We start from the raw sequence: 20987 nt of genomic DNA, 5'->3' as shown, positions 1-20987 counted from the left end.
CTAGAGGCCAGCGCCGCCGGGAAGCGAGGCGCGCCAGTAGTCCTTGACCGCCCCGGCCAGATCTTCGGGCAGCGGCACGTAGCCGAGCGCCGCCGCCTCCTTCGATCCCTTGTCCAGCGCGTAGGTCAGGAAGTAGAGCGTCCGCAGCGTGCGCCCTTCGGACCGGTCGCGCTTGTGCATCAGGATGAAGGTCGCGGCCGTGAGCGGATAGGCGCCGGCCGCGTCGACCTCGCCCGGATCGGCATGGAAGTCCTGTGCGGGATCCCAGCGCACGGCCCGGGCGGTGGCCGCGAAGGCCTCCGGGCCCGGCGTCACGAAGGCGCCGGCATGGTTCCGGACCTGGGCGAAGACAAGCCCGCTGCGCTGGACCTGCCCGAATTCGGCATAGCCGATCGCCCCCTTGGTCCGCTGCACGGCCTCGATCATGCCGGAGCTGCCCTTGGCGCCGGCGCCGCGGGGCCAGGCGACCAGGGTGTCGGCGCCGACCTGCTGCCGCCATTCTGGGCTGGTGCGGGACAGGAACCGGGTCCAGGTCAGGGTTGATCCCGACCCGTCCGACCGGTGGACCACGCCGATCTGCAGATCGGGCAGCGCCAGGTCCGGGTTGAGCTCCAGGATGGCCGAGTGATTCCAGCGATCGATCCTGCCGAGATAGATGTCGGCGAGGACGCCGCCCGTCAGCTTCAGCCGTCCCGGCGCGATGCCGTCGAGATTGACCACCGGCGCGATGCCGCCGAGGACGATCGGGAACTGGGCCAGCCCGCGCTTGCTCGTTTCCGCGGGCGACAGGGGCGCATCCGAGGCGGCGAAGTCGATCTCGGGCTGGCCGAGCCGCATGATCCCGCCGAGCGACCCGACCGGCTCGTAATCCACCCCGGCATCGTTGCTGACGAAGTCGCCGCCATCGGCGCGGTCGCGCAGGAACCCGTCGGACCAGGCGGCGATGATGGGAAAGGCGAAGGTCGATTCCGAGCCGCGGATGGGCTCGGCCCGGGCCGGCGCCACCAACGCCGCCGCGACCAGGGCGAAGGCTGCGGCCACCGCAAGCCGGCAGGGCGCCGCGCCAGGCCGGAGACGAAGGAATGTCGAGACCAAGATCGCCCCGTTCGTTGGATATATTTTTACTAGAAACGCAGTCTAAACGACGGAGATGACTGTTCCGTTAAGGCGCCGCCGGCCGCGGGTGGCGTTCCGCTGGCAGAGGTGGGGACCCATCCCTATATTGCCTCTGCACCGCCCGATCTTCCGCCCCGACATCTGGACACACCCGGCCGCATGGACTCGCAAGCCAACGATACCCTCGACACCGGCGCCAACCCGCTGATCGCGCCCTCGCCGCTCCAGGACCAGGCGGTGCCGTTCGACCGCGTCGAGGTTGCGCACTACCTGCCGGCGCTGGACCATGCGATCGCCGAGGCCAAGGGGCGGATCGAGGCGATCCTGGCCAGTTCGGCGGCTCCGGATTTCGAGAACACCGTCGTGGCGCTGGAGCAGGCCGGCCAGGAGGTCGACCGCGTCTCCTCGGTCTTCTACAACCAGCTTTCGGCCCGGACCTCGGACGAGCTGCAGGCGCTGGCCGCCGATTTCGGCGCCAGGAGCGCCAACTTCTCCTCCGACGTCTCGCTCGACCCGCGCGTCTTCGCCCGGGTCAAGGCGGTGTGGGACAAGCGGGAGGGCCTGGGCCTGTCCGGCGAGAAGGCGCGGCTGCTGGACGACACCTATACAGGCTTTGTCCGCAACGGCGCCCTGCTGTCGGACAATGAGAAGGGCGAGCTGCGGTCGATAGACGAGCGGCTGGCCAAGCTGACCCCAGACTTCCAGCACAATGTGCTGAAGGCGACCAACGCCTTCACGCTGTGGATCGAGGACGAGGCCGATCTGGCCGGCCTGCCGGAGGGCGCGGTCAAGGCGGCGAAGCTGGCGGCGGAGGAGCGCGGCCGGGCCGAGGCCTGGCTGATCACGCTCGACGCGCCGAGCTACGTCCCGTTCATGACCTATGCCGACCGCCGCGAGCTGCGCGAGCAGCTGTGGCGCGCCTTCAACGCCCGCGCCTTCGGCGGCGAGTTCGACAACCAGCCGCTGGTCAAGGAGATCGCGGCTTTGCGCTTCCAGCGCGCCAAGCTGCTGGGCTATCCGACCCATGCCGCCTTCGTGCTGGAGAAGCGGATGGCGGAGACGCCGGCCTCCGTGCACGCCTTCCTCGACCGGCTGCTGGCCGCCTCGAAGCCGGCGGCGGAGCGCGACCTCGCCGACATCCAGGCCCATGCCAAGTCGCTCGGCGGCCCGGAGCCGCTGCAGCCCTGGGACGTCGGCTATTATTCCGAGAAGCTGAAGCAGCACCGCTTCGACTTCGACGAGGAAGCGCTGCGGCCCTATTTCCCGCTGAGCCAAGTGATCGACGGCGTGTTCGAGCACTGCCGGCGGCTGTACGGCTTGGTGTTCCGCCCGTCCGACGCCTATCCGGTCTGGCATCCGGACGTGAAGGCCTACGAGGTCTATGACAAGGCCGAGGACCGCTATGTCGGCCTGTTCTACGCCGACTTCTTCCCGCGCGCCTCGAAGCGCAACGGCGCCTGGATGACCACCTATCGCGACCAGGGCCTGTATCGCGATGGCATCAAGCGGCCGCATGTCGCCATCGTCTGCAACTTCACCAAGCCGACGGCGGACCGGCCGTCGCTCTTGTCCTATGACGAGGTGCGGACCTTCTTCCACGAGATGGGCCACGCCCTGCACGGCCTGCTGTCGCGCTGCACCTACCGCTCGCTCGGCGGCACCAACGTGTATTGGGACTTCGTCGAGCTGCCGTCGCAGATCTTCGAGAACTGGGTGCAGGAGAAGGACGGGCTCGACCTGTTCGCCAGGCACTACCGGACCGGCGAGAAGCTACCGGCGGAGCTGGTGCAGAAGATCCGCGACAGCGCCCGCTTCATGGCCGGCTGGCAGTCGCTGCGCCAGACCGCCTTCGCCATGCTCGACATGGCCTGGCACGACGGCGACCCGACCACGATCGGCTCAGTGCCGGAGTTCGAGCGCAGCGCCACCGCCCGAGCCCAGGTGCTGCCGCCGATCCCGGAGGCCAACACCTCCTCCGGCTTCAGCCACATCTTCGGCGGCGGCTACTCCGCCGGCTACTACAGCTACAAATGGGCCGAGGTGCTGGACGCCGACGCCTTCGAGCTGTTCCGCGAGAAGGGCCTGTTCGACCCGGAGACCGCGCGCAGCTTCAAGGAGAACGTCCTGGAGCGCGGCGGCACCGAGCACCCGATGGAGCTGTACAAGCGCTTCCGCGGCCGCGAGCCGGACCCGGATGCGCTGCTGCGGCGGGACGGGCTGATGTAGCGGCCGGGGCCCTTCCATTCGCCCGTCCATGCAGGCCGCCATCGCGCGGCCTGCTTTTGCATTGTATGACTGACCCCGCCATGCCTTCGAACATCGATCCCATCGACCGCCGCCGCACCTTCGCGATCATCGCCCACCCGGACGCCGGCAAGACCACGCTGACCGAGAAGCTGCTGCTGTTCGGCGGCGCCATCCAGATGGCCGGCGCGGTCAAGGCCCGCGGCGAGCAGCGCCGCGCCCGGTCGGACTGGATGAAGGTGGAGCGCGAGCGCGGCATCTCCGTCACCGCCTCGGTGATGACCTATGACTATGACGGCCACACCTTCAACCTCTTGGACACGCCGGGCCACGAGGACTTCTCGGAGGACACCTACCGGACCCTGACGGCGGTCGACAGCGCGGTGATGGTGATCGACGCGGCCAAGGGCATCGAGGAGCAGACCCGGAAGCTGTTCGAGGTCTGCCGCATGCGGAACGTGCCGATCACCACCTTCATCAACAAGATGGACCGGGAGAGCCGCGATCCCTTCGACCTGCTCGATCAGATCGAGCAGGAGCTGCAGCTGCACGTCACCCCGGCGACCTGGCCGATCGGCAGCGGCCGCGGCTTCCTGGGCTGCTACGACCTGTTCCACGACCGGCTGGTGCTGATGGCCAAGGGGGCCAAGGGGGCCCTGCCTGAGCTCGGCGAGACCTGCACCGGCCTGGACGACCCGAAGCTGGACGCGCTGCTGCCGGCCGACGCGGTCGCCACCCTGCGCGAGCAGGTCGAGATGGCGCGCGGCCTGTGCCCGGACTTCGACCTGGAGATGTTCCGCGAGGGTCATCTGACGCCGGTGTTCTTCGGCTCCGCGGTCAACAATTTCGGCGTGCGCGAGCTGCTCGACGGCATCGGCGCCCTGGCCCCCTCGCCCCGGCCGCAGCCGACGGCGGGCCGGACGGTGGACCCGACCGAGAGCGACGTCTCGGCCTTCGTGTTCAAAATCCAGGCCAACATGGATCCGAAGCACCGCGACCGCATCGCCTTCGTCCGCCTCGCCTCCGGCCATTTCAAGCGCGGCATGAAGCTGAAGCATGTCCGCTCCGGCAAGCTGATGAACATGCACAACCCGGTGCTGTTCCTGGCCCAGGACCGCGAGCTGGCCGAGGAGGCCTGGGCCGGCGACATCGTCGGCATCCCCAACCACGGCAATCTGCGCATCGGCGACGCGCTGACCGAGGGCGAGGACCTGCGCTTCACCGGCATCCCCAGCTTCGCGCCGGAGCTGCTGCAGCGGGTGCGGCCGGACGACCCGATGAGGGCCAAGCATCTCGGCCGGGCGCTGGAGCAGCTGGCCGAGGAAGGCGCGGCCCGGGTGTTCAAGCCGCTGCTCGACGCCAACTGGATCGTCGGCGTGGTCGGCGCGCTGCAGTTCGAGGTGCTGGCCGACCGCATCCGCACGGAATACGGCATCCCGGTGCATTTCGAGCCGGCGCCCTACTACACCGCGCGCTGGGTCGAGTCGGACGACGCGATCGCGCTGAAGTCGTTCCAGGACGGGCTGCGCAGCGCCATGGCCGAAGACCATGACGGCGCCCCGGTCTTTCTGGCCCGCAGTGCCTGGCACCTCGACACCGTGACCAAGGAGAACCCGGCGCTGCGCTTCCTGAAGACCAAGGAGCAGACGGCCTGACTGTTGGGTTCGCTACCGCGAACCCAACCTACGCAAAGGCCTCGACCGCCCGAACGAAGGCCTCGATCGCGCCGCGCAGGATGCCGGCGATCTCGGCATCGGCCAGGATGCCGCCCTCCGGCAGCTTGCGGCCGAGCAGCGGCACGGCGATCGAGGCCTCGGGCACCGTCCGCGCCGTCATCACCACCAGCGTCTCGGTCAGGGCATCCTGGGCGTGATGCGCCCGCGGCGAGGCGTTGATCAGCGCCACCGGCTTGTCGACGAACTCGCCGGTGGCCACCACCCAGTCGAGCGCGTTCTTCATCACCCCGGCCGGCGCCAAAGCCGCCATGGCCCGCAGCAATGCGGTGTTGGATGAGCCGGCGCGCAGGCTGCCGGAGATGGCGAAGATTCTCACGGGATCACCGCGGCTGTTGGCCCAAGAGGATCGTAAGCCGGCCTCCCACCGCCCTCCAGGCGCGTCCTCAAAATACAGACCGATCGACAAAATCGATCGATTCCAAAAAATGAATGTGTTGGATCGCTTGAACGTGGCAGATCATGTTCATGACAGTTCTGCATCGAGACTGTCATGGCGATCACCGATCCGCTCCGCCTCTCCGCCTCCTCGACCAGCCGCCCGGCGACGATCCTCGGGTCGATCCCGGGCGCCCGGCTGGTGCCCGGCCTGCTGCTGTGCGGTGCGGTGACCCTGGCCGCTCTCGGGCTGGAGCAGCTCGAGGCCGGGCTGTTCGGCCATGCCTGGCTGGAGGCACTGGTGCTGGCGATCCTGGTCGGCGCCCTGGTGCGCACGCTGTGGAGCCCGAGCCAGCGCTGGACGCCCGGCATCGCCTTCAGCGCCAAGACGCTGCTGGAGATCGCCGTCGTCCTGCTCGGCGCCTCGGTCAGCGTCGGCGCCATCGTGGCCGCGGGCCCGCTGCTGCTGGTCGGCATCGCTGCCGTGGTGGTGATCGCCATCGCCGCCAGCTACGGCATGGGCCGCCTGCTCGGCCTGCCCCACCGCATGGCGGTGCTGGTCGCCTGCGGCAACTCGATCTGCGGCAACTCCGCCATCGCCGCGGTGGCTCCGGTGATCGGCGCCGACGGCAAGGAGGTGGCGGCCTCGATCGCCTTCACCGCCGTGCTCGGCGTGCTGGTGGTGCTGGGCCTGCCGTTCCTGCCGGCGCTGATGCAGATCAGCGAGGTGCAGTACGGCGTGCTGGCCGGGCTGACCGTCTACGCCGTGCCGCAGGTGCTGGCCGCCACCGCGCCGATCGGGGCGATCGCGCTCCAGCTCGGCACCCTGGTCAAGCTGGTGCGCGTGCTGATGCTGGGGCCGATGATCCTGGTGCTGACGCTGGTGACGCGCCGCCGCAACGAGGACGCCGCCGCCAGGGGCCGGATGCCGTGGCACAAGCTGGTGCCCTGGTTCATCGACGGCTTCCTGCTGCTGGCCGTGCTGCGCTCCTTCGGGCTGCTGCCGGAGATGGTGCTGGCCCCGGCCGCCACGGCGGCGACCTGGCTGACCGTGCTGTCGATGGCCGCGCTCGGCGTCAGCACCGACCTGCTCAGCGTGGCGAAGGCGGGCGGCCGGGTCACGGCGGCCGTGACGCTGTCGCTGCTAGTGCTCGGCGCCATCAGCTTCGGCCTGATCCGGCTGCTCGGGATCGTCTAGTCCCTCAAACCCGTCATGGCGAGGCGCGCAGCGCCGTGGCCATCCAGGGGCCGATGCGAGCCGCCCTGGATGGCCACGCCCCTTCGGGGCTCGCCATGACGATTCTCTTGGGTGGGAATCAGAAGATCGATGCCCCCGCATCGGCGCGGCCGGCGGCGTGGCGGAAGGCGGCGAACAGCTCGCGGCCGACCCCGACATGCGACGGCGCCAGGTCGACCGTCGCGTCTTCCCGCGCGGCCCATTCCTCAGCGTCGATGTCGCGGATCTCAAGCCGGCCGGTGACCGCGTCGAGGCGCAGGATGTCGCCGTCGCGCAGCTTGGCGATCGGGCCGCCGACCGCCGCCTCCGGCGTGACATGGATCGCCGCCGGCACCTTACCCGAGGCGCCGGACAGCCGGCCGTCGGTGACCAGCGCCACCTTGCGGCCGCGGTCCTGCAGCGCGCCCAGCGGCGGCATCAGCTTGTGCAGCTCCGGCATGCCGTTGGCCTTCGGGCCCTGGAACCGCACCACGGCGATGAAGTCGTGGTCCAGCGCCCCGGCGCGGAACGCCGCCTGCAACTCCTCCTGCGAATGGAAGATCTTCGCCGGTGCCTCGATCACATGGCGCTCCGGCGCCACCGCCGAGGTCTTGATCACCGCCCGGCCCAGGTCGCCATCCAGCACGCGCAGGCCGCCCGTAGTCTGGAACGGCTCGGCCGCGCCGCGCAGCACCGCGGTGTCGCCGCTGGCCGTCGCTGCGTCGCGCCACACCACCTCGCCCTTGTCGTCCAGGCCCGGCTCGACCGTGTAGCGGTCCAGCCCGCCGCCCCAGATGGTGGCGACGTCGTCGTGCAGCAGGCCGGCGCCGATCAGCTCACGGATCAGGAAACCGGTGCCGCCGGCGGCGTGGAAATGGTTCACGTCGGCCTTGCCGTTCGGATAGACGCGGCACAGCAGCGGCGTGACCTCGGCCAGGTCGGAGAAATCGTCCCAGGTCAGGGTGATGCCCGCCGCCGCGGCCATGGCGACCAGATGCATGGTGTGGTTGGTCGACCCGCCGGTGGCATGCAGCCCGACCACGCCGTTGACCACCGCGCGCTCGTCCATCAGCCGGCCGACCGGCATGAACTCGTTGCCCAGGGCCGTGATCGCCAGCGCCCGCTTCGCCGCCTCGATGGTCAGGGCATCGCGCAGCGGCGTGTTCGGGTTGACGAAGGACGAGCCCGGCAAATGCAGGCCCATGATCTCCATCAGCATCTGGTTGGTGTTGGCGGTGCCGTAGAAGGTGCAGGTGCCCGGCCCGTGATAGGATTTGGCCTCGGCCTCCAAGAGGGCGTCGCGCCCGACCTTGCCTTCGGCGTAGAGCTGGCGGGCCTTGGCCTTGTCATCATTCGCCAGGCCGGAGGTCATCGGCCCGGCCGGGATGAACACCGCCGGCAGATGGCCGAAGGACAGGGCCCCGATCACCAGCCCCGGCACGATCTTGTCGCAGACGCCGAGGAACACGGCGGCGTCGAACATCTGGTGCGACAGGGCGACCGCGGTCGACAGGGCGATGACGTCGCGCGAGAACAGCGACAGCTCCATCCCCGCCTCGCCCTGGGTGACGCCGTCGCACATCGCCGGCACGCCGCCGGCGACCTGGGCGGTGCCGCCGACCGCCCGCGCCGCCTGCCGGATCAGGTCCGGGTAGCGCTCGAAGGGCTGATGCGCCGACAGCATGTCGTTGTAGGAGGTGACGATGGCCAGGTTCGGCCCCTCGCCCTCGCGCAGCGCGCCCTTGTCGATGCCGCAGGCGGCGAAGCCATGGGCGAAGTTGGCGCAGCCCAGGCGCCGGCGGGCCGGGCCGGCCTCGGCCGCGTGCGCGATGCGGTCGAGATAGGCGGACCGGGCGTCGTGGCTGCGCCGCGCGATCCGCTCGGTCACCTCGGCTATGCGGGCTTGCACCATCGGGCTGGCTCCTTGGTCACTGTCTCGCCGCCGACCAGGCCAGACAGCACCCTCCGACCCGATCATGCGGCATGATCAATACGTTAGCACACTATGTTGAAGTTTTTTCTTAGCCTTCCGGCGGTGCCTCTACGGGCACCAGAAGATCTCGACCGGCCGCTCGGACCGGGTCAGCACGGCACGGATCGGCATCGCCTCGGCCGGGCCACACACCAGGGCCGCCTCCAGGACGCGCTGCTTGCCCGCCCCTTCGATATGAAGACACAGAGTGTCCGCCGCGAGCAAGACCGGCAGCGTCAGTGTGATGCGCGGCTCGCCGGCCGCCGGCGCCCGCATGGTCTCCAGCAGCTGCCCGGCGGCCGGGTCCAGCGCCTGTGCCAGCCGGTCGCCGCCGGGGAAGAAGGAGGCGGTGTGGCCGTCATCGCCCATGCCCAGCACCACCGCGGCGAAGGGCTGCGGCAGGGCGGCGATCCGCGCCGTGACCTGCGCCATCCCGTCCTCGGGCGTCGGCGTGTCGACATGCAGCGGCATGAAGCTCGCCGCCGCGGCCGGGCCCTGCAGCAGATGCTGCCGGACCAGCGCGGCGTTGGAACGGTCGGAGTCCTCGCCCACCCAGCGCTCGTCGACCAAAGTGACGTCGACCCGCGCCCATTCGACCGGCTTCTGCGACAGCGCCTCGAAGAACCGGGTCGGGGTGCGCCCGCCGGAAACGGCGAGCGCGGCCCGGCCGGAGCGCGCCAGCCGCGCCGTCAGTGCCGCCGCGACATGATCGGCGAGACCGCTCGCCAGCGCTTCATTGGTCGGGAAGTCGTGGCGGGCGATCGGCATGGCTCAGTCCTCGTCCTCGTGCCAGGTGCGGCCGTCGCGCTCGATCAGGGCGATCGCGGCGGACGGGCCCCAGGTCCCAGCAGTGTAGGGCTTCGGCGGCTCCTTCGACGCGTGCCACGCCTCGATGATCGGGTCGACCCAGGTCCAGGCCTGCTCGACCTCGTCGCGGCGCATGAACAGGCTCTGGTTGCCGCGGACCACGTCCATCACCAGCCGCTCATAGGCGTCCGGGTTGCGGACGTTGAAGGCCTCGGCGAAGCTCATGTCCAGCGGCACGTGCTGCAGGCGCATGCCGCCCGGGCCCGGATCCTTGATCATCAGCCACAACTTCACGCCCTCATCCGGCTGCAGCCGGATGACGAGGTGGTTTTGCGAGATGGTGCCGGCCGAGCCGTCGAACACCGAATGCGGGATGGCGCGGAAGGTGACGACGATCTCCGACATCCGCGCCGCCAGCCGCTTGCCGGTGCGCAGGTAGAACGGGACATTGGCCCAGCGCCAGTTCTCGATCTGCGCCTTCAGCGCGACGAAGGTCTCGGTGTGGCTGCCCGGGTCGCCGAGCTCGTCGAGATAGCCCGGCACCGCGCCGCCGGCCGAGGCGCCGGCGCGGTACTGGCCGCGCACGGTGATGTTGTTCACCGTGCCGTCCGCGATCGGCTTCAGCGCCTTCAGCACCTTCAGCTTCTCGTCGCGCAGCGCATCCGCGTCCATCGAGGTCGGCGGCTCCATCGCCACGAGGCAGAGCAGCTGCAGCATGTGGTTCTGCACCATGTCGCGCAGCGCGCCGGCGCCGTCATAGTAGCCGGCGCGGCCCTCGACCCCGAGGCTCTCGGCCACGGTGATCTGGACATGGTCGATGTGCGAGGAGTTCCACAGCGGCTCGAACAGGGCGTTGGCGAAGCGCAGCGCCATCAGGTTCTGCACCGTCTCCTTGCCGAGATAGTGGTCGATCCGGTAGGTCGATTCCTCGGGGAAGACCTTGCCGATGGCGTCGTTCAGCGCCCGGGCGGAGTCCAGGTCCTTGCCGACCGGCTTCTCGACGACGACCCGCGACCGCTCGGTCACCAGGCCGTGCTGGCCCAGCTGGCCGCAGATCTCCCCGAACAGGTCGGGCGAGGTGGCGAGGTAGAAGATGCGGATGCGGTCGGCATTCGTGCCCAGCGCCTCGCCCAGGCCTTCCCAGCCCTTGTTGGCCGCGGCGTCGACCGGAACGTAGGACAGGCGGGCCAGGAAATCGTCCAGCACCGTGCCGCTCTGCTCCGCCGACGGCACATGCTCCAGGATCGCCTTGCGGGCGAAGTCCCGGAACTCTCCATCGGACAGCGGCCGGCGGGACGTGCCGATGATCCTGGCCTCCGGCGGCACCTGCCCGGCCTTGTCGCGCTCATACAGCGCCGGCAGCAGCTTCCGCTGGGACAGGTCTCCCGTCGCGCCGAACACGACGATGTCGAATGGCTCCACGGCGATGACGCGCGCGATCATGTATCCAACCCTCGGACCAAATCGAGCCGCTGTTATCGGCGGGTGGGCCGCCGAGTGCCAGAGCGAAGTTGCGATCGAGGGCCGGCCGCACGCATGCGTCGGTTGAGTCAGGCGCGGGCTCGCCCCGTTGCCGGGCCCGCGCCTGCTCAAAAGACGGGCAGATGCCCGGAGATCAGCCCCGGGTGCGCGGCGACGGGCCGTTCTTGGCCGCCCCCCTGCCCTTGCCGGTCCCGGCCGCCTTGCCCTTGGCCGGCGCGGCGCGCTTCGCCGGGGCCGCCTTGCCGTTGCCGCTCCTGGCGGCGGCCCGGGCCGGCTTGGCGGCCTTCGCCTTGGCCGGCTTCGCGGGTTTGGCCGGCGGCTTGGCCTCGACCTTGTAGGTCACCTCGCCCTTGTCGTAGCGGAAGACGACGCGGTCGCCCTCCCTCACCTCGCCCTTCAGCAAGCCCTTGGCCAGCCGGGTCTCCACCAGCTGCCGGATCTGGCGCCGCAGCTCGCGGGCGCCGTATTCCGGCTGGTAGCCTTCTGCGGCCAGGTGGTCGACCAGCGACTCGTCAGCCACCAGATCGATGTCCTGCCCGCGCGCCGTATTGATCACGCCGTCCAGCTGCAGCCGGACGATCTGCTTGATCTGGTCGTCGGTCAGCGCGTGGAAGATGATGATCTCGTCGATCCGGTTCAGGAACTCCGGCCGGAAGTGCTGGCGCAGCACGCCCATGACGTCGCCCTTGACGCCGTTCGAGGTGGAGTTGAAGCCGATCCGGCTCTGCCGCCCCATGATGATGTCGGAGGCGAGGTTCGAGGTGGCGATGATCAGCGCGTTGCTGAAATCGACCACCCGGCCCTTGCCGTCGGTCAGGCGGCCGTCGTCGAACACCTGCAGCAGCACGTTGTAGACGTCGGGGTGGGCCTTCTCGATCTCGTCCAGCAGGATCACGCTGTAGGGCCGGCGGCGCACCCGCTCGGTCAGCTGGCCGCCCTCGTCATAGCCGACATAGCCCGGCGGGGCGCCGATCAGCCGGGACACGGCGTGGCGCTCCATATACTCGCTCATGTCGACGCGGATGATGGCGTCCTCGTCGCCGAACACCACCTCGGCCAGGGCTTTGGCCAGCTCGGTCTTGCCGACACCGGTCGGGCCCAGGAACAGGAAGTTGGCGATCGGCCGGTGGCCGTGCTGCAGCCCGGCGCGGGACAGGCGGACGGCGTCGCTGACCGCCTGGATCGCCTCCTCCTGCCCGATCACGCGGCGGTGCAGCCGCTCCTCCATCTGCAGCAGCTTGGCCTTCTCCTCGGCCGTCAGCTCGGTGACCGGGATGCCGGTCAGCTTCGACACGATCTCGGCGATGTGCTCGACCGTGACCTCGGCGGTGCTGGACCCGATGCGGTGCTTCCACTCGTCGGTCAGCTCGGTCAGCGTCTTCTCTTTCTCGGCGACCTGCTCCTCGAACGCCTTGGCGCGGTCGAAGCGCTTGCGTGAATTGGCATAGGCGTGCTCGCGCTTCAGCTGCGCCACCTCCGATTCCAGCTCCTGGATGTCGGCCGGGCGCGAGGTGATCGACAGATGCACCCGGGCGGCTGCCTGGTCGATCAGGTCGATCGCCTTGTCCGGCAGGAAGCGGCCGGAGATGTAGCGGTCCGACAGCTCCGCCGCGGCGACGAAGGCCTGGTCCTGGATCGTCACCTTGTGGTGGCCCTCCAGCCGGTCGCGCAGGCCGCGCAGGATGTTGACCGTCTGCTCCACCGTCGGCTCGGCGACGAAGACCGGCTGAAAGCGCCGCTCCAGCGCCGCGTCCTTCTCGATGTGCTTCTGGTACTCGTTCAGCGTGGTGGCGCCGATCAGGTTCAGCTCGCCGCGCGCCATCGCCGGCTTGAACACATTTGCGACGTCCAGCCCGCCCTCGCCGCCGCCTTGGCCGGCGCCGACGATGGTGTGGACCTCGTCGATGAACAGCAGCAGCTCGTCGCGGTGCTCGGCGATCTCGTCCATCACCTGCTTGACGCGTTCCTCGAACTCGCCGCGGAACTTGGAGCCGGCGACCAGGCTGTTGACGCTGAGCTCGACCAGCCGCTTGTCGCGCAGCGTGTCCGGCACCTCGTTGTTGACGATGCGCTGCGCCAGCCCCTCGACGATCGCGGTCTTGCCGACGCCGGGCTCGCCGATCAGCACCGGGTTGTTCTTCTTGCGCCGGGCCAGGATCTCGATCGTGGTCTCGACCTCCTTCGACCGGCCGATCACGGGGTCCAGCTTGCCTTCGCGCGCCAGGGCGGTCAGGTCGCGGCTGTACTTGTCGAGCTGCGGCGTGTTGGACGGCCCCTCGACCCGCCCCTCCTCGGCGCCAGTGCCGACGGTGCGCACGGTCTGCTGCCGCAGCGCCTGCGGCGTCAGCCCGTATTTGCGCAGCAGGTTGCCGGCGAAGCTCTCCGGTACCTGGGCCAGGCCCAGCAGCATGTGCTCCGGCCCGACATAGGAGTGGCCGAGCTGGCGCGAGATCAGGAAGGCCTGGTCCAGCGCCGCCTTCATCCGCGGCGACACGCCGATCTCGGTGCGCGGCCCGGCCTGCTCGGTGCCGCGCATGGCGTTCTGGTCGATATAGGCGCGCAGCTCCTCCGGCGAGATCTTGAAGCGCCGCAGGATCGCCTGGATCACCTCGCTTTCCGCCAGCTCGTACAGCAGGTGCTCGGTGTCGACCTCGCGCTTGCCGAACTGGATCGCGCGTGCGGCGGCGCGCTGCAGCAGCTCCTTCGACTGCTCGCTGAAATGGCTCTGCAGGTTCAGGGCCGCCTGTTCGGGGCCGGGCGGGCCGCGCCGCGGCGTCCCGCCGGCGGGCACGGTCTGGCCGAAGAAATCCTCCAGCCCTGAGCCGCGGACCAGTGCCTCCAGCGGCGAGACAGGGCGCTGGTGGCGGGCGAGCTGCTGGTAGTGATAGTCGCAGACATCGAGCTGCCGGCGCTGGCCGTTCTGCAGCACCGTGACCCGCACGGTGGCGGGCCGCTCCTTGCAGATGTCGCAGAGCTTCTGGGGCATGGTGACGTCTCCGGGTCCGATCGGCCTTCGGCCTGTTGCAGGACAGCCCGGCACGCGTCCGGGTCGGAAGTTGGGCTGCTCCCCGTTCCCGCCAACGTCTGGCGTCGGCGGCGGTTCCGGCGCGGGGCCATCATGCACCCGCCGAAACGCGAATTTAAGCATCGCGGCGTCGGCCTCTCTCCCCTTGACGCCTGCATCCGGCCGCGCTTCCTTGTTATGCTTTTCATGAAATCAAAAAGCAGAGGAGTGGCGGATGCGGACCGATACCATGCCGATCGTCGATATCGCCGGTTCGCCCCATGAGCGCGGCCGGGCGCATGGCGCGGCGCTGCGGCCGCAGATCGCCGAGATGGTCGAGCGCTGGAGCCGCCGGGTCGAGCACCGGACCGGCGGTGGAGTTCGCACCTTCCTCGACCGCTTCCTGGCCGACACCGATTTCGGATCGGCGATCGCCCGCTGGACGCCGGAGCTGGAGGCGGAGATCCGGGGCATCGCCGAAGGCGCCGGCCAGCCGGAAGAGATCATCTTCGCCCTGCAGCTGCTGGACGAGGAATGGTGGTATGGCGGCGCCGAATGGCCGGCGCATTGCAGCAGCCTGGCCCTGGCGCCGCGCGACGGCCAGCCAGCCCGGGTGGCGCAGACGCTGGACCTGCCGCAATGGCGCGAGGGGCTCCAGGCGGTGCTGCGCGTCGCCGACGCGAAGGGCGGTCCGGCCTTGATCTTCACCTGCGCCGGCATGATCGGGCTGATGGGCGTGACCGCCCGCGGCTTCGGCCTGTGCGTCAACACCCTGATCCAGCTGAGCCACAGCCGCACCGGGCTGCCGGTCGCCTTCGTCGTCCGCGGCGCGCTGGCCCAGCCGGACCGGACGGCGGCGACGCGCTTCCTGACCACGGTCGACCATGCCTCGGGCCAGAACTACGTGCTCGGCGACCGGCACGGCGTCGCCATGCTGGAATGCTCGGCCGGAGCCAAGGCCGAGCACCGGCCCGGCGCCGACCGGCTGTGGCACACAAACCACCCCCTGGCCAGCCGGGACTTCGCCGCCGGCGGCATCGGCGACGATTGGCGCACCGATTCGGGCCTGCGCTGCGCCGCGCTGGAGCGGCGCCTGGCCGATCCCGCGGCGCCGGCAGACCTGGCGGCGGTGAAGGCCGTCCTGGCCTCGCGCGACGATCCGGCGTCGCCGGTCTCGATCGTGCCCGACCCGGCCGCGTCGCCGGACAAGGGCTGCACGCTGACGGCGGTGATCTACGAGTTCGGCGACGTCACCACCCTGCACTACACCGGCGGCGCCCCCTCCGTTGCCGATTGGGCGACGCTGCGGGTGGGCTGAGCGGCCCGGTCTCAGGCCTGCTCTGCCAACTGGCGGAAGGCAAGGGGCGGCGTCGGGTCGTCGAGGCGCCGGCGGATCGCGGCGGCGCAGTCCTGCGGGCTCAGCACCGAGGTGTCGAGCTCGAGGTCGTAGATCCCGGGCAGATGCACCTCGCGCTGCCAGCGCAGCACCGCCTCCGGCACCGGCTCATCGGCCGCGGCGACGGCGTATTCGCCCTCCCGCCCCGCCTGCCCGGCCCGGCGGCGGCGCATGACCTCCTCGACCGGGCAGCGCACCCCGACCAGCAGCGCCGGCAGGCCGGCCAGCCGGCGGGCGCAGTCGGGCAGGATGCCGAGCGGCACCGAATGGGCATCGTGATGGCCGAGATCGGCCACCACGTTCAACCCGAGCCGACTATGCGCGGCGATCGAGTCGTAGAGGGCGGCGTAGAGCAGCGGCACCCAGGCCTCGAGCTCCGGCCGCTCGCCGCCGGGCCGCAGGCCGATCCCGGGCCGGTAGCGCGGCGACGTCACATGCCGGACATGGACGTCGACGCCCAGGTTCATCCAGGGGCCGTCATCCCACTCCTGGATCACCGCGACGATGCTCGACTTGCCGGAGCGCGGCGCGCCGTTGAGGACGACGATCCGTCCGGGTTCCTGGGTCATTCGCCTGCCCTCGCTTCGATGTCACAGCCCCGCCCAGTCCAGCCCGCCCGGCAGATCGCCGGCCGCGAAATCCACCTGCAGCACCCGGCGGCGGGCCGGCTGCCGGGCCGCCTCCGAGGCGTGCAGGATCGGCGTCGCGTAGAGCCAGATGTCGCCGGCCTCGGCGACGCAGGCGGCCATGCCGCAGCGCCGGACGGCGTCCGCCACCTCCACCTCTGCGATCCGGCCGAGGCGGTGCGATCCCGGCGCCACCAGCAGCGGCGCATTGGCCATCGGCACCGGGTCGAGATGGACGCGCAGCGTCACGCACTGTGAAGGGCGGGGCGACGTGCAGCAGGCCGTCCTTGACCGTCCACGGCCCGAAGCCATCGACCTCGATGCGCTCCCGCACCGCGATGGTGCGGTCCTGGTGCCAGGCGAGCGTCCAGTTGGCGGCCGGTGACTTGTCGAACAGGATCGCGCGGACCGGACGGGCCGCGTGACCCAGGATCGTGGCCGCCACGGCGCCGACCGGCCCATCCACCGACAGGAGGGGTCGCAGGGCAGCGATCCCGCGCAGCCTGATGCCGGCACGGTCCGGCGGCAGGCCGGCAAACGCAGTCTCGAGGCCGTGCAGCCCAGCGTTCGTCATCGCCGATCGGAGACGTTGCGCACCATGCGGAGCGAAACGCAGCATGTTCGGGTCAGGCCAGGCGGATGAAGCCATGCCCCCAGCTAAAGCGACGGGGCTCGCAGCGCAACTCCCTCGATGCCGCCCTTCCGGGATGGCGGCGCTGACCGGACAGTTGCGGCCGGCCGGGCAGATCGGTCAGGCTGTGGCCCAACAGCTCGGAGTCGCGGATGAGCGGTTCGATCCAGACCTTTCTGCTCACCCTCTCCGCGCTGTTCTCGATCGTCAACCCGATCGCGGCCGCCCTGATCTTCAGCCAGATCACCGCCGACCGGTCGCATGCCGAACGCCTGCAGCTGGCGCGGAAGATCGGGATCTACTCGGCCCTGGTGATGCTCGGCGCGCTGTGGGGCGGCGCCTATGTCCTCAGCTTCTTCGGCATCAGCCTGTCGGCGCTGCGCATCGCCGGCGGGCTGATCGTCGCCGCCAGCGCCTGGCGGCTGCTGCAGTCGCCCGAGCAGCAGGAGGAGCGAAAGCAGGAGCAGGCGTCGGAGGCCGAGGGCATCGACGCGGTCGCCTTCTATCCGCTGACCATGCCCTTCACCACCGGCCCCGGCACCATTTCCGTCGCCATCGCCATCGGCTCGAACCTGCCGGTCGGGCAGCCGGATTTCCTGCCCTTCGTGCTCGGCGCCTCGGCGGCGGCGCTGGTGCTGGCGATCGGCGTCTGGGTCGCCTATTCCTCGGCCGACCGGCTGGTCGCCTTCCTCGGCCAGTCCCAGGTGCGCGTGCTGTCGCGGCTGATGGCCTTCCTGCTGCTGTGCGTCGGCACCCAGATCACGCTGGGCGGCATCAGCGACTTCGTCCATTCGCTGTCGCCGTAGCGCTGCGATCCGGCCGGCCGTCCCGCCTGTTGCCTTCTGGCCGGAAGAGAATTAGCAATGTGACGAAGTGTTTGGCTGAAACGCCGATCCGAAGCCAGGAGAGACGAGATGTCGGAAACGCGGGTGGACCGGGACGGCATCGCGCGGATCGAGCCGGTGATCCGGCCGCATATCCGGCGGACGCCGGTGGTCGAGGCGGCGGGGCGCGATTTCGGCATCGATGCCGGCGCGATCACCCTGAAGCTGGAGCTGCTGCAGCATGCCGGGTCGTTCAAGACTCGCGGCGCCTTCGCCAACCTGCTGACCCGCGACGTGCCGGCGGCCGGCGTGGCCGCGGCGTCGGGCGGCAATCACGGCGCGGCGGTGGCCCATGCCGCGGCATCGCTGGGCCTGCCGGCGCGGATCTTCGTGCCCAGCATCTCCTCCCCCGCCAAGATCGAGCGGATCCGCCGCACCGGCGCCGATCTGGTGGTCGGCGGCGACCGCTATGCCGACGCGCTGGCCGCCTGCGACGCCTGGGTCGCGGCCACCGGCGCCCTCTCCGTCCACGCCTTCGACCAGGCCGAGACCATGCTGGGCCAGGGCACGCTGGCGCTGGAGCTGGAAAGCCAGGCACCGGATCTCGACACGGTGCTGGTCGGGGTCGGCGGCGGCGGGCTGATCGGCGGCATCGCCGCCTGGTATGGCGGGCGGGTCAAGGTCGTCGGGGTCGAGCCCGAGGCGTCGCCCACCCTGCACCGGGCCTTCGAAGCCGGCCGCCCGGTCGATGCCGAGACCGGCGGCATCGCCGCCGACAGCCTGGCACCGAAGCGGATCGGCGAGCTGGTCTTCCCGGTGCTGCGGCAGCACGGGACCGCCGCAGTGCTGGTGACCGACGATGCGATCCGCGAGTCCCAGCGCGCCCTGTGGCAGGGCTTGCGCATCGTCGCCGAGCCGGGCGGAGCAGCCGCCTTCGCCGCACTCCTGTCCGGCCGCTACCGCCCGGCCCCCGGCGAGCGGGTCGGCGTGGTGGTCAGCGGCGGCAACACCGTCGCGGTCGACTTCGACCGCTGACGGGAGGATTTGCGGAATCCTGAGCAAGGATTCCGCCCGAGCAGGCTCTCTCGAATTGATTTCAGTCATCACGGCCGGATGGGCTGGCGAGAGTCGGGCAACAATCATGCTGCGCGCGGATTACAATCCAATCTCAGGGTGAACTGGAAGGAAATAGGACAGAACACAAAACTTTTTTCTGAATCCCATGGAACCTTATGGCTGTTCTCGGCTTGTGGCATTGATCGCAAGCAGAGCAGTCTCGACAGCAAGGATCGGGACCGCGGGGACTGCAGGGCAGGATGGGAGAGGCGCGATGTCGACGCTGAACGACGAGATTCTGAAGTTCACCAAGGAGATCATCGTTGCCCACGTCTCCCACAATGCGGTGGACAGCGAGAGCCTGCCGACGCTCATCCGGAACGTGCATCTGTCGCTGATCGAGGCCCGCAATGCGGCGATCCAGCGGGATCCGGCTGTGGATGCCGAGCCGGCGGCGAGTGCCGCGGAGAGCGGCCGGACGCAGGATGATCCCGCGATCGCTTCGCCCCACGCCGTTCCGGCCGTGCCCGTGTCGGAGTCGGTGACGCCGGACTACATCATCTGCCTGGAGGACGGCCGACCCTTCAAGATGATGAAGCGCTGGCTGCGCGCCACCTACGGCATGACGCCGGAACAGTACCGGGCCAAGTGGAACCTGCCGGCGGACTACCCGATGGTGGCGCCGAACTACGCCCGCTCGAAGTCGGTCTATGCCAAGGCCCAGGGCCTGGGCACGGAGAAGCTGCGCCGCCGCGCCGGCAAGCAGCGCTCCCGGCGCACCGCCTGAATCGTCCCAGCCGGCGGCCCCGAGCAAGGCCGGAGCCTTCCCGCAGGAAGGCTCCGGTGAGGACTCAGGCCGCCTCGTAGCCGATCACGCCCTTGATCTCGAGGAACTCCTCGAGGCCGAATTCGGCGTATTCCCGGCCATTGCCCGACTGCTTGTAGCCGCCGAACGGCGCGGCGGTGTCCCACGCCGGGTAGTTGATGTGGACATTGCCGACGCGCAGCTGCGACGCCACCTTCCGCGCCCGCTCCAGGTCGCCCGACTGGACATAGGCGGCGAGGCCGTAGGGGGTGTCGTTGGCCAGCTCGATCGCCTGCGCCTCGGTCTCGTAGGTCAGGATCGACAGCACCGGGCCGAAGATCTCCTCGCGCGCGATCGTCATGTCCGGCGTCACCCGGGCGAAGACGGTCGGGCGGACGAAGTAGCCGCGGTTCAGCCCTTCCGGCCGGCCGGGGCCGCCGGCCACCAGCTCCGCCCCCTCGGCGATGCCGGCCTCGATCAGCTTCTGGATCTTGTCGTATTGCAGCTGGCTGACCACCGGGCCGAGCTGGGTGTCCGCCGCATCGGCCGGGCCGACCTTGTAGCCCTCGGCCGCCGCGCGGGCGTAGCCGATCGCCTCGTCCTCGCGCTCGAGCGGCACGAACATCCGGGTCGGAGCGTTGCAGGACTGGCCGCTGTTGCCGAAGCAGCCGGCGACGCCCTTGGTCACCGCCCGCTTCAGGTCGGCGTCCGGCAGGATGATGTTGGCCGACTTGCCGCCCAGCTCCTGATGCACCCGCTTGACCGTGTCGGCCGCGGCCTTGGCCACCAGGATGCCGGCGCGGGTCGAGCCGGTGAAGGACACCATGTCGACATCGGGGTGGCTGGAGATCGCGGCGCCGACCGTTGGCCCGTCGCCGTTCACCAGGTTGAACACGCCCTTCGGCACGCCGGCCTCATGCAGGATCTCGGCGAAGATGACGGCGTCGAGCGGCGCGATCTCGCTTGGCTTCAGCACCATGGTGCAGCCGGCGGCCAGGGCCGGGCCGACCTTGCAGGTGATCTGGTTTAGGGGCCAGTTCCACGGGGTGATCATGCCGACCACGCCGACCGGCTCCTTCACCACCATCGACGTGCCCTTGGCCCGCTGGAACTGGAAGGTCTCCAGCGCCTCGATGATCCGGGTCAGATGTGCGTCGCCGGCCCAGGTCTGGGAGTCGAGCGCGAATTGCCGCGGCGCGCCCATCTCGCGCGACACGGCGAGCGCGATGTCGGGGGCGCGGCGCTTGTAGATCTCGAGGATCCGGCGCAGCAGGGCCAGGCGCTCCTCGCGGCTGGTGCGGGCGAAGGCCGGGAAGGCCCGCTTCGCCGCCGCCACCGCGCGGTCGACATCCGCGGCCGAGCCGAGCGAGATCTTGGCGAAGGCCTCCTCGGTCGAGGGGTCGATCACGTCGAGCGTCTTCGGCGTGACCGGGTCGACCCATGCGCCGTCGATGTAGAATTGCGTTTCGTGCGCCATCTGAACCTCGTTCGGTCGTGGGGCGGAGGGGAGCCTGCGGCCCGGCCCTCCGTCGCATCCGTCGCCTCCCGCGACGGGCTGATGGACGTTAGACCACGGCCCGGGGGCGGGGAAGCGCCGGCAGGTGGGGACCGGCCATGCGCGGCCCCTGGCCTCTTTCGCCGAGCCTGACCGACAGAGCGTGGGGGGGGGGGGGGGGGGGGGGGGGGGGGGGGGGGGG

The 20987-nt window shown here is 70.1% G+C and carries 16 protein-coding genes; 7 read left to right on the top strand and 9 right to left on the bottom strand.

The genetic code is table 11. The features are described from left to right. Window positions 1–1041 carry a phosphate ABC transporter substrate-binding protein PstS gene (gene pstS / locus AAHM41_RS28925; RefSeq protein WP_342240082.1) on the bottom strand — a complete coding sequence of 347 codons (1041 nt, stop codon included), beginning with the start codon at window positions 1039–1041 and terminating at the stop codon, window positions 1–3. A gap of 234 nt (window positions 1042–1275) precedes the next feature. Here pstS and AAHM41_RS28920 point away from each other — a divergent pair, with 234 nt between their 5' ends. Together AAHM41_RS28920 and AAHM41_RS28915 are read left to right on the top strand one after the other, a co-directional pair. Beyond that, the gene (locus AAHM41_RS28920; RefSeq protein ID WP_342240081.1) at window positions 1276–3342 is read left to right on the top strand and encodes a M3 family metallopeptidase; all 2067 of its coding nucleotides are present in this window, start codon (window positions 1276–1278) and stop codon (window positions 3340–3342) included. A gap of 80 nt (window positions 3343–3422) precedes the next feature. Further along, complete coding sequence (locus tag AAHM41_RS28915) at window positions 3423–5015, top strand: peptide chain release factor 3 (RefSeq protein ID WP_342240080.1); 1593 nt, start codon at window positions 3423–3425, stop codon at window positions 5013–5015. A 28-nt stretch (window positions 5016–5043) separates the two neighbouring features. Here the strand turns inward: AAHM41_RS28915 and AAHM41_RS28910 are convergent, their stop codons facing one another. Continuing rightward, window positions 5044–5412, bottom strand: a complete 369-nt coding sequence (locus tag AAHM41_RS28910; RefSeq protein ID WP_342240079.1) for an NADPH-dependent FMN reductase — start codon at window positions 5410–5412, stop codon at window positions 5044–5046. Between the two features lie 174 nt (window positions 5413–5586). On the opposite strand from AAHM41_RS28910, the gene AAHM41_RS28905 reads away from it, so the two are divergent. After that, window positions 5587–6669: a YeiH family protein gene (locus AAHM41_RS28905; protein WP_342240078.1), complete on the top strand. Its 1083-nt coding sequence runs from the start codon at window positions 5587–5589 to the stop codon at window positions 6667–6669. 118 nt (window positions 6670–6787) lie between these two features. On the opposite strand, the gene edd is transcribed toward AAHM41_RS28905, so the two are convergent. From edd to AAHM41_RS28885, 4 genes are all read right to left on the bottom strand, one after another. Then, entirely contained in the window at window positions 6788–8599 is a 1812-nt protein-coding gene (edd, locus tag AAHM41_RS28900) for a phosphogluconate dehydratase (RefSeq protein WP_342240077.1), read from the bottom strand. 129 nt (window positions 8600–8728) lie between these two features. After that, window positions 8729–9427, bottom strand: a complete 699-nt coding sequence (pgl, locus tag AAHM41_RS28895) for a 6-phosphogluconolactonase (protein WP_342240076.1) — start codon at window positions 9425–9427, stop codon at window positions 8729–8731. Between the two features lie 3 nt (window positions 9428–9430). Beyond that, window positions 9431–10909, bottom strand: a complete 1479-nt coding sequence (gene zwf / locus AAHM41_RS28890; RefSeq protein ID WP_342240075.1) for a glucose-6-phosphate dehydrogenase — start codon at window positions 10907–10909, stop codon at window positions 9431–9433. A gap of 172 nt (window positions 10910–11081) precedes the next feature. Continuing rightward, window positions 11082–13934: an ATP-dependent Clp protease ATP-binding subunit gene (locus AAHM41_RS28885; RefSeq protein WP_342240074.1), complete on the bottom strand. Its 2853-nt coding sequence runs from the start codon at window positions 13932–13934 to the stop codon at window positions 11082–11084. A gap of 253 nt (window positions 13935–14187) precedes the next feature. Here AAHM41_RS28885 and AAHM41_RS28880 point away from each other — a divergent pair, with 253 nt between their 5' ends. Continuing rightward, the gene (locus tag AAHM41_RS28880; protein WP_342240073.1) at window positions 14188–15270 is read left to right on the top strand and encodes a C45 family peptidase; all 1083 of its coding nucleotides are present in this window, start codon (window positions 14188–14190) and stop codon (window positions 15268–15270) included. A gap of 11 nt (window positions 15271–15281) precedes the next feature. Here the strand turns inward: AAHM41_RS28880 and AAHM41_RS28875 are convergent, their stop codons facing one another. Together AAHM41_RS28875 and AAHM41_RS28870 are read right to left on the bottom strand one after the other, a co-directional pair. After that, a complete protein-coding gene (locus AAHM41_RS28875) occupies window positions 15282–15917 on the bottom strand; it encodes a chloramphenicol phosphotransferase CPT family protein (RefSeq protein WP_342240072.1) in 636 nt (211 codons plus the stop codon). Between the two features lie 21 nt (window positions 15918–15938). Continuing rightward, on the bottom strand, window positions 15939–16223 hold the full coding sequence (locus tag AAHM41_RS28870) for a phytanoyl-CoA dioxygenase family protein (protein WP_342240071.1): 285 nt from the start codon (window positions 16221–16223) through the stop codon (window positions 15939–15941). A 534-nt stretch (window positions 16224–16757) separates the two neighbouring features. Here AAHM41_RS28870 and AAHM41_RS28865 point away from each other — a divergent pair. The 3 genes from AAHM41_RS28865 to AAHM41_RS28855 all read left to right on the top strand — a co-directional run bounded on the left by AAHM41_RS28865 (window position 16758) and on the right by AAHM41_RS28855 (window position 19272). Beyond that, window positions 16758–17411, top strand: a complete 654-nt coding sequence (locus tag AAHM41_RS28865) for a MarC family protein (RefSeq protein ID WP_342240070.1) — start codon at window positions 16758–16760, stop codon at window positions 17409–17411. Window positions 17412–17519: 108 nt separating this feature from the next. Then, window positions 17520–18464, top strand: a complete 945-nt coding sequence (locus AAHM41_RS28860; RefSeq protein ID WP_342240069.1) for a threonine/serine dehydratase — start codon at window positions 17520–17522, stop codon at window positions 18462–18464. 295 nt (window positions 18465–18759) lie between these two features. Then, complete coding sequence (locus AAHM41_RS28855) at window positions 18760–19272, top strand: MucR family transcriptional regulator (protein WP_342240068.1); 513 nt, start codon at window positions 18760–18762, stop codon at window positions 19270–19272. Between the two features lie 64 nt (window positions 19273–19336). On the opposite strand, the gene AAHM41_RS28850 is transcribed toward AAHM41_RS28855, so the two are convergent. Next, entirely contained in the window at window positions 19337–20767 is a 1431-nt protein-coding gene (locus AAHM41_RS28850) for an aldehyde dehydrogenase family protein (RefSeq protein ID WP_342240067.1), read from the bottom strand. Window positions 20768–20987: the final 220 nt, after the last annotated feature.

This window comes from Inquilinus sp. OTU3971 (assembly GCF_038440215.1).
This window is presented reverse-complemented; position numbering and strand designations above follow the sequence as displayed.